The 9,646-nt window shown below is 49.0% G+C and carries 8 protein-coding genes; all 8 read left to right on the top strand.

What is annotated here, in order from left to right; translation table 11 throughout:
* Nucleotides 1-181: hypothetical protein (locus tag J7438_RS24160; RefSeq protein WP_209278615.1), on the top strand; the 181-nt coding region annotated here is incomplete at its 5' end.
* On the top strand, nucleotides 139-342 hold the full coding sequence (locus tag J7438_RS24155) for a hypothetical protein (protein ID WP_209278614.1): 204 nt from the start codon (nucleotides 139-141) through the stop codon (nucleotides 340-342). The genes J7438_RS24160 and J7438_RS24155, both read left to right, overlap by 43 nt.
* Before the next feature lie 59 nt (nucleotides 343-401).
* Nucleotides 402-2,885, top strand: coding sequence for a DUF1601 domain-containing protein (locus J7438_RS24150; protein WP_209278613.1), 2,484 nt, complete (start codon nucleotides 402-404; stop codon nucleotides 2,883-2,885).
* A 214-nt stretch (nucleotides 2,886-3,099) separates the two neighbouring features.
* Nucleotides 3,100-5,310 carry a DUF1601 domain-containing protein gene (locus tag J7438_RS24145; protein WP_209278612.1) on the top strand — a complete coding sequence of 737 codons (2,211 nt, stop codon included), beginning with the start codon at nucleotides 3,100-3,102 and terminating at the stop codon, nucleotides 5,308-5,310.
* A 169-nt stretch (nucleotides 5,311-5,479) separates the two neighbouring features.
* Complete coding sequence (locus J7438_RS24140) at nucleotides 5,480-6,046, top strand: hypothetical protein (RefSeq protein ID WP_209278611.1); 567 nt, start codon at nucleotides 5,480-5,482, stop codon at nucleotides 6,044-6,046.
* On the top strand, nucleotides 6,022-7,290 hold the full coding sequence (locus J7438_RS24135; protein WP_209278610.1) for an RAP domain-containing protein: 1,269 nt from the start codon (nucleotides 6,022-6,024) through the stop codon (nucleotides 7,288-7,290). The genes J7438_RS24140 and J7438_RS24135 overlap by 25 nt, the downstream gene beginning before the upstream one ends.
* A 59-nt stretch (nucleotides 7,291-7,349) precedes the next feature.
* The gene (locus J7438_RS24130) at nucleotides 7,350-7,565 is read left to right on the top strand and encodes a hypothetical protein (protein ID WP_209278609.1); all 216 of its coding nucleotides are present in this window, start codon (nucleotides 7,350-7,352) and stop codon (nucleotides 7,563-7,565) included.
* 41 nt (nucleotides 7,566-7,606) lie between these two features.
* Complete coding sequence (locus J7438_RS24125; protein WP_209278608.1) at nucleotides 7,607-9,343, top strand: RAP domain-containing protein; 1,737 nt, start codon at nucleotides 7,607-7,609, stop codon at nucleotides 9,341-9,343.
* The last annotated feature ends 303 nt before the right edge of the window (nucleotides 9,344-9,646 follow it).

The raw sequence follows: 9,646 nt of genomic DNA, 5'->3' as shown, positions 1-9,646 counted from the left end.
ATCACGAGGGTCGGTGAGGGTGCTGAATTTAGAGAACAGGGATTTTGCAGACATAGATAAGCAGGAAAAAGGAGGTATTTTGCACTTTTTTAGCCTGCTTGTCTGTTCAAAAAATGCTCATGTTTTTACCGTGATTACGTGGGTGGTGATTTCAACACCAGGAAGGGTTCGACTCTGCTGAAAATCGCACTGTTGCAAAAAGCAGGATTTGAGGTCATTGAAATTCCGGTTAACAGGCTTTGCAATCAGGATTTAATGAAAGCATATATTGATCAAATAAAAACCAGGACAGGGATCCCGCCACAGGGGCATGGCTCATTAATCAACAATCCAGCAAAATGAACTTTTGAACAAAACAGCAGTCTGCCTTTTATATTTTCATGAATTAATGAAATATAATTATGGATAGAAGCTCTGCTGGTATCAGTGGTCAATACACAAGATCAAATAATGGTTACAACCGACCGGATGACCATGCCGCTTCTTCAAGCCGTGTGCAATATAGACATGGCACCGTCGAACAGTGGGATAATCCGCTCCGTAGTACCCCGGGGCGTAACCAATTTTACCACTCTTCTGATGCATGCTCTGCTCAAAATCTAATGTTCCGCTCAGTGAACTCTGCTCAGGATTTCAATGCCCTCATTAAACAGGAAGTAATGGATGGACTGGTGAGTAAATCGGGCCACTTCGGTCATCGCTATGATGGAAGACATCACAGCCGATATGCCTGTTTAATTAAAAAATACACATCAGCGGCTAAAAGACCGTTAAATCGAGCGGAACAAAGCCAGCTGATGCGTTTGCTGCAAAATTTCACAGCAACGCCAGGCTGGAATTGGCGGAGCCTGACGACAACACTGCACTCATTTACTTCGGCGGGTGTGTTTACCCTCCATAACCCCATAGATGAGCGTGTTAAGCATACTCAAGTTGCCCTAATGTCAACGCTACTTGGGGCAATCATATTCAAGTGCAACCAAAAAGCTCAAGCCAGCTATATTGGTGCCCAGGGTGTCGCCAACCTGCTGTGGGCCATGGCGAAACTGATAGACAGCGGGCAGGAGCGAAAACCAGGACTCAACGAAGCTGTGGCCGCACTGTTGCCCCACATGAACGCACAGCAAGACCAATTTAATGCCCAGGAAATTGCCAACCTGCTGTGGGCCATGGCGAAACTGGTGAACAACGGGCAGGAGCAGACACCAGAGCTCAACGAGGCCGTGGTCGCGCTATTGCCCCACGTGAACGCACAGAAAGCTCACTTTAAACCACAGGAAATCGCCAACCTGCTGTGGGCCATGGCAAAACTGGTGGTCAACGGACAGGAGCGGACACCAGAGCTCAACGAGGCCGTGGCCGCGCTGTTGCCCCACGTGAACGCACAGAAAACTCACTTTAAACCACAGGAAATCACCAACCTGCTGTGGGCCATGACGAAACTGCTGGACAACGGGCAGGATCAGACACCAAAGCTCAAAGAGGCCGTGGCCGCGTTGTTGCCCCAGGTGAACGCACAGAAAGCTCACTTTAAACCAAAGGAAATCGCCAACCTGCTGTGGGCCATGGCGAAACTGGTGAGCAGCGGGCTGGAGCGGGCACCAGGGCTTGAAGAGGCCGTGGCCGCGCTGCTGCCCCGGGTGAACGTACAGAAAGACCAATTTAATTTCCAGAATATCGCCAACCTGCTTTGGGCCATAGCGAAACTGGTAGGCAGCGGGCAAGAGCGGACACCAGAGTACAACGAGGCTATAGTCGCTCTGCTACCCCACGTGAACACAGAGATAGCTAACTTTAACACACAGGAAATCGCCAACCTGCTGTGGGCCATGGCAAAACTCGTCGACAACGGACAGACGTGGACACCAGAGTTCAAAGAGGCGGTGGCTGCGCTGTTGCCCCACGCGAACGCACAGAAAGACCAATATTTTCCTCAGCATATCGCCAACCTGCTGTGGGCCATGGCGAAACTGGCGGACAAAATGCACGAGCAGACACCAGGACTCAAAGAGGCCGTGGCCGCACTGTTGCCTCACGTGAACGCACAGAAAGCTAACTTAAGACCACAGGAGATCGCCAACCTGCTGTGGGCCATGGCGAAACTGGTGCATCACGGGCAGGAGCAGACACCAGAGTTCAATGAGGCCTTGACGGCGCTGTTGCCTCTCGTGAAGGCACAGAAAAACCAATGTAATGCCCAGGATATCGCCAACCTGCTGTGGGCCATGGCGAGTATGGGCGAACTCATTGAGCTGAACATGCTAACCTCCACGTTTAAATCGCTGGTCGACCGAATCAGTGGCAACCCTCAGTTTTCTCAGCAAGCGATATTGATGTCCCTTTGGGCAGTAATGGTATGCTGTGCCAGGTTATCTCTGGTGCCAAATACCAGTAAAGGTCACGTGCTGGAAAAGCACATGGATGACCTGTTTATTCGCCTGGAAAATACCTCCCCGGTCAGTGTAGAGGATCAATACACCATTGCCATGGCCGCAAGTTGGCTTGGGAGGCCATGTCCGTTCGTCCCCCATTACCGTGCAATCGTTTCAAAACGTCAATCCGAATTCTGCAATCAACTCCAATCATGCATTCCATCTTTGCGGATTGAACAAGAAAAGAGTCTGAATTCATTACCTCCGGTTGACCTGCTACTGCCAGATCACAACATGGTGATTGAAATTCAGGGACCGTCTCATTACGTGGGTGGTGATTTCAAAACCAGGAAGGGTTCGGCTCTGTTGAAAATCGCACTGTTGCAAAAAGCAGGATTTGAGGTCATTGAAATCCCGGTTATCATGCTTTGGAAGCGGGATTCAATGAAACGATGTATTCATCAGATAAAGGTCAGGATAGGCATCCCGCCACAGGGTCATGGCTCTGTATAACTTAATGGGCAGACGAGGCATAGGTTACTGCTGATAATGGCAGGCAACCCTCAGATCACGATTACTTGACTGTGGAAGAACATTCAGAGGAGCAAACCGTCAAACCCGCAAAGAGGAAGAAAACAAATAGCCAGTTAGCCATTTCAGCAAAATGAACTTTTGAACAAAACAGCAGTCTGCTTTTTATATTTTCATGAATTAATGAAATATAATTATGGATAGAAGTTCTGCTGGTATCAGTGGTCAATACACAAGATCAAATAATGGTTACAACCGACCGAATGACCATGCCTCTTCCTCAAGGCCTGGACGATATAGACATGCCACAGTCAGGCAGTGGGGTCATCCCCCCCGCACAGCCCCGGAGCGTAATGAAAATTACTGTACTTCTGCTGCACGCTCTTCTCAATATCTACTGTACCGTTCAATAAACAATGCTCGAGATTTTAATGCTCTCATAAAACAAGAGATAATGGATGGTCTGGTGAGTAAATCGGAACATTTCGGCCATCGCTATGATGGGAGAAATCACGGTCTATATGCCAGTTCAATTAAAAAATACACATCAGCAGCTAAAAGACCGTTAAATCGAGTGGAACAAAGCCAGCTGGTGCGTTTGCTGAAAAATTTCACAGCAACACGGAGCTGGAATTGGCGAAGCCTGACGACAACACTGCACTCATTTACTTCGGCGGGTGTTTTTACCCCCCATAACCCAATAGATAAGCGTGTTAAGCATACTCAAGTTGCCTTATTGTCAACGCTACTTGAGGCAATAATATTCAAGTGCAACCAAAAAGCTCAAGCCAGCTATATTGATGCCCAGGGTGTCGCCAACCTGCTGTGGGCCATGGCGAAACTGGTGGACAACGGACCGGAGCGAACACCAGAGTTTAACGAGGCCGTGGCCAGCCTATTGCCCCACGTGAACGCACAGAAAGCGCACTTTAAACCACAGGAAATCGCCAACCTACTGTGGGCCATAGCGAAACTGGTGGACAATGGGCAGGAGCGGACACCAGAACTCAACGAAGCCGTGGCCGCGCTGTTACCCCACGTGAGTGCACAGAAAGATCAATTTATCCCTCAGCATATCGCCAACCTGCTGTGGGCCATGGCGAAACTGGTGGACAATGGGCAGGAGCGGACACCAGAACTCAACGAAGCCGTGGCCGCGCTGTTACCCCACGTGAGTGCACAGAAAGATCAATTTATTCCTCAGCATATCGCCAACCTGCTGTGGGCCATGGCAAAAGGAGTGGACAACGGGCAGGAACGGACGCCAGAGTTCAATGAGGCCGTGGCCGCGCTGTTAGCCCACGTAAACACACAGAAAGCTGACTTTGCACCACAGGGTATCGCCAACTTACTGTGGGCCATGGCAAAACTGCTCGACAACGGGCAGGAACGGACGCCAGAGTTCAATGAGGCCCTGGCCGCGCTGTTACCCCACGTAAACGTACAGAAAGACCAATTTAATCCTCAGAATATCGCCAACCTGCTGTGGGCCATGGCGAAACTGGTGGACAACGGGCAGGAGCAGACACCAGGGCTCAATGAGGCCGTGACCGCACTGTTGCCCCTCGTGAACGTACAGCAAAACCGATTTATTCCTCAGCATATCGCCAGCCTTCTGTGGGCCATGGCGAAACTGGTGGACAACGGGGAGTCGACATCAAGACTCAACGAGGCCGTGGCCGCGCTATTGCGCCAAGTGAACATACAGAAGGCTAACTTTAAACCAAAGGAAATCGCCAATCTGCTTTGGGCCACGGCGAAACTGGGTGAGTTCGTTGAGCTGAACCTGGTGACCTCTATGTTCGAATCGCTTGTTTACCGAATCAGTGAAAACCCCAAGCTCTCACAGCAAGACATATTGATGTCTCTCTGGGGAGTCATGGTTTGCTGTGCCAGATTATCTCTGGACTCCAATAACAATAACGGGCTTGAAAAGCACATGGATGACCTGTTTATTCGCTTGGAAAATAAATCCCCGGACAATGAAGAGGGTCAACGCACCATTGCCACGGTCGCAAGTTGGCTTGGGAGACCGTGTCCGTTCGCCCCCCATTACCATGCAAACGTTTCAAAACGTCAATCCGACTTTCGCAATCAACTCCAATCATGCATTCCATCTTTGCGGATTTTAGAAGAAAAGAGTCTGAATTCATTACCTCCGGTTGACCTGCTCCTGCCAGATCACAACATGGTGATTGAAGTTCAGGGACCGTCTCATTACGTGGGTGGTGATTTCAAAACCAGGAAGGGTTCGACTTTGCTGAAAATCGCACTGTGGCAAAAAGCAGGATTTGAGGTCATTGAAATCCCGGTTATCATGCTTTGGAAGCGGGATTCAATGAAACGATGTATTCATCAGATAAAGGTAAGGGTAGGCATCCCGCCACAGGGTCATGGCTCTGTATAACTTAAAAGAAGGTGGGCAGATGAGGCATAGGTTACTGCTGATAAAGGCAGGCAACCCTCGGATCACGGTTACTCCCCAACCGTTTACGTTTATAGACATTATCAGCAAAATGAACTTTTGAACAAAACAGCAGTCTGCTTTTTATATTTCATGAATTAAAGAAATATAAATGCATAGAAACTCTGCTGGTATCAGTGGTCAATACACAAGATCAAATAATGGTTACAACCGACCGGATGACCATGCCGCTTCTTCAAGGCGTGTGCAATATAGACATGGCATAGTCGAACAGTGGGATAATCCCCTCCGCACTACCCCGGGGTGCAACGAATTTTACCACTCTTCTGACGCATGCTCTTCTCAAAATCTAATGTTCCGCTCAGTGAACTCTACTCAAGATTTCAATGCCCTCATTAAACAGGAAGTAATGGATGGACTGGTGAGTAAATCGGGCCGTTTCGGTCATCGCTATGATGGGAGAGAGCACGGCCGATATGCCAGTTCAATTAAAAAATACACATCAGCGGCTAAAAGACCGTTAAATCGAGCGGAACAAAGCCAGCTGATGCGTTTGCTGCAAAATTTCACAGCAACGCCAGGCTGGAATTGGCGAAACCTGACGACAACACTGCACTCATTTACTTCAGCGGGTGTGTTTACCCCTCATAACCCCATAGAGATGAGCGTGTTAAGCGTACTCAAGTTGCCTTATTGTCAACGCTACTTGAGGCAATAATATTCAAGTGCAACCAAAAAGCTGAAACCAGCTATATTGGTGCCCAGGGTGTCACCAACCTGCTGTGGGCCATGGCGAAACTGGTGGACAACGGGCACAAGCAGACACCAGAACTTAAAGGGGCCGAGGCCGTGCTGTTGCCCCTCGTGAACGCAAAGAAAAACCAATTTATTCCCCAGCATATCACCAACCTGCTGTGGGCCATGGCGAAACTGGTGGACAACGGGCTGAAGTGGATACCGGGGCTCAAAGAGGCTGTGGCCGCCCTGCTGTCCCATGTGAGCCCACAGAAAGCTAACTTTGAACCACAGGGTGTCGCCAATCTGCTGTGGGCCATGGCGAAACTGGTGGACAACGGGCAGGAACAGACGCCGGAGCTCAACGAAGCCGTGGCGGCACTGTTACCCCACGTGAACACACAGAAAGACCAATTTATTCCTCAGCATATCGCCAACCTGCTGTGGGCCATGGCGAAACTGATGGACAAAGGACAGGGGCAGACGCCAGAGTTCAATGAAACCGTGGGCGCGCTGTTACCCCTCGTGAACGCACTGAAAGATCAATTTACTTCTCAGCATATCGCCAACCTGTTGTGGGCCATGGCGAAGCTGGGTGAACTCGTTGAGCTGAACGTGGTGATATCGACGTTCAAATCCCTCGTCTACCGAATCAGTGGCAACCCCCAGGTCTCCAGGCAAGCGATATTGATGTCTCTCTGGGGAGTAATGGTATGCTGTGCCAGGCTGTCTCTGGTCTCCAATGGCAATAAAAATAATGAGTTTGAAAGGCATATGGATGAACTGTTTACCCGGCTGAAAACAGACTTCCCGGACAATGAAGAAGATCAATCCATCATTGCCATGGCGGCAAGTTGGCTTGGGGTACCTTGTCCGTTCTTCCCCCGTTATCAGACCGTCATTTCAAAACCTCAAACCTTCTTCCGTGAGCAACTCCAATTATGCCTTCCCACTTTGCAGATTGAAGAAGAAAAGAGTCTGAACTTTTTACCTCCGGTTGACCTGCTACTGCCAGATCACAACATTGTGATTGAGGTTCAGGGCCCCTTTCATTACGTGGATGGTGATTGCAAAGCCAGGAATGGGTCAACTCTGCTGAAAATCGCACTGTTGCAAAAAGCAGGATTTGAGGTCATTGAAATCCCGGTTAACCATCTTGGTAACCAGGATTCAATGACATTATGTATTGATCAAATAAAAACCAGGGTAAACCTCTCAGCAAAATGAACTTCTGAACCGCACAGCAGTCTTCTTTTTATATTTTCATGAATTAATGAAATATAATTATGAATAGAAGCTCTGCCGGGATCAGTGGTCAATGCGCAAGATCAGGTAATGCTTACAACCAACCGAATAACCATGCCGCTTCTTCAAGGCGTGGGCGATACAGGCATGCCACAGTCAGACAATGGAACCTCCTCCCCGCACAGCCCCGGGGCGTAATGAAGTTTACCATTCTTCTGCTCCACGCCCTGCTCAATATTTACTGCGCCGTTCAGTAAATCATGCTCACGATTTTAATGCGCTCACCCAACAGGAAATAATGGATGGTCTGGTCAGTAAATCGTATCGTTTCGGTCATCGCTATGATGGGAGAGATCACGGCCTATATGCCAGTTCAATTAAAAAATACACGTCAGCTTCTAAAAGACCGTTAAATCGAGCGGAACAAAGCCAGCTGATGCGTTTGCTGCAAAATTTCACCGCAACGCGAAGCTGGAATTGGCTAAGCCTGACGACAACACTGCACTCATTGACTTCAGCAGGTGTTTTTACCCTCCATAAACCTGTGGATCAGCGTGTTAAGCGTGCACAAGCTGCCCTGTTGTCGACACTGCTGGATGCAATAATATTCAAGTGCAACCGAAAAGCGACAGCATGGGAAATTGATGCCCGGGGAATCGCCAACCTGCTGTGGGCCATGGCGAAACTGGTAGACAACGGGCAGGAGCAGACACCAGCGCTCAACGAGGCTGTGGCCGCCCTGTTGCCCTGCGTGAAAACACAGAAAGCTAACTTTAGATCACGGGAAATCAGCAACCTGCTGTGGGCCATGGCAAAACTGGTGGACTTCGGGCTGGAGCGAACACCAGGGTTCACAGAGACCATGACCGCACTGTTGCCCCATGTGAACGCACACAAAGACCAATTTATTCCTCAGCATACCGCCAACCTCCTGTGGGCCATAGCGAAACTGGTAGACAACGGGCAGCAGTGGACACCAGGGCTCAAAGAGTCTGTGGCCGCGCTGTTGCCCCACGTGAACGCACAGAAAGACCAATTTAATGCCCAAGGTAACGCCAACCTTCTGTGGGCCATGGCAAAACTGGTGGACAACGGGCAGGAGCAGACACCAGGTCTCAAAGAGGTCGTGGCCGCGCTGTTGCCCCACGTGAACGCAAAGAAAGACCAACTCAATGCCCGGGATATCGCCAGCCTGCTGTGGGCCATGGCGAAACTGGGTGAGCTCGTTGAGCTGAACGTGGTTAAATCCACGTCTGAACTTCTTCTCTACCAAATCAGTCAATGCCCTCAGTTATCTCAGCAAGATATATCGATGTCTCTCTGGGGAGTATTGGTATGCTGTGCCAGGCTCTCTTCAAATGCCAATGCCGATAAAAACAGCTTGCTTGAAAAACACATGGATGCCCTGTTTACTCGCCTGGAAAATGCAACCTCAAACAATGGCGATGAACAATCCATCATTGCCATGGCCACAAGCTGGCTTGGCAGGGCGTGTCCCATCGTCCCCCATTACCAGACCAGCATTTCAAAACCTCAAACCGACTTCCGCGATCAACTGCAATTATCTATTCCCACTTTAAAGATTGAAGCAGAAAGGAGTCTGAACTCATTACCTCCGGTTGATCTGCTACTGCCAGACCATAATATTATTATTGAAATTCAGGGACCCTCTCATTACGTGTGGGGTGATTTCAAAACCAGGAATGGTTCGACTCTGCTGAAAATCGCACTGCTGCAAAAAGCGGGATTTGAGGTCATTGAAATCCCCACTAACACGCTTTGGAACCAGGATTCAATAAAACGATGTATTGATCAAATAAAGACCAGGGTGGACATCCCACCTCAGGGCCATGGCTCTGTATCATATAAAATCGGGTGGGCAGATGAGGCAAACGTTACCGTCGATAAAGGGTGTCAATCCTCAGATTACTGTTACTTAACCGCTGAAGAACATTTAGAAAAGCAAACAGGCAAACCAACAAAAAGAAAAAGGAAGAGAAAAAAAAAGCCAATAACCTCTTCCCTTTCATCATGACTCAAGAACTGTGTTCACATTCCGGGGATGGAACGCCAGCGTTGAATACCTGTTGCCCAAAATGATTTGAAAATAACGGCTTGGTTTTACAGGCATTTCAGTAAAATGAACTTCTGAACAGAACAGCAGTCTGCTTTTTATACTTTCATGAATTAATGAAATATAATTATGGACAGAAGCTCTGCAGGTATCAGTGGTCAATACGCAAGATCAGATAATGCTTACAACCAACCGAATGACCATGCCGCTTCTTCAAGGCGTGGGCGATACAGGCATGCCACAGTCAGACAATGGGATCCTCCC

This window comes from Thalassotalea sp. G20_0 (assembly GCF_017744175.1).
Lineage (GTDB): Bacteria > Pseudomonadota > Gammaproteobacteria > Pseudomonadales > Endozoicomonadaceae > Endozoicomonas.
Note: the sequence above shows the minus strand (reverse complement) of the source record. Positions and strands in the feature narration are given on the sequence as shown.

Bases quoted from the DNA above. Each gene is read 5' to 3' on its own strand.
- J7438_RS24145 (WP_209278612.1), top strand. From the start codon at position 3,100: ATGGATAGAAGTTCTGCTGGTATCAGTGGTCAATACACAAGATCAAAT.
- J7438_RS24140 (WP_209278611.1), top strand. From the start codon at position 5,480: ATGCATAGAAACTCTGCTGGTATCAGTGGTCAATACACAAGATCAAAT.
- J7438_RS24130 (WP_209278609.1), top strand. From the start codon at position 7,350: ATGAATAGAAGCTCTGCCGGGATCAGTGGTCAATGCGCAAGATCAGGT.
- J7438_RS24150 (WP_209278613.1), top strand. From the start codon at position 402: ATGGATAGAAGCTCTGCTGGTATCAGTGGTCAATACACAAGATCAAAT.
- J7438_RS24125 (WP_209278608.1), top strand. From the start codon at position 7,607: ATGGATGGTCTGGTCAGTAAATCGTATCGTTTCGGTCATCGCTATGAT.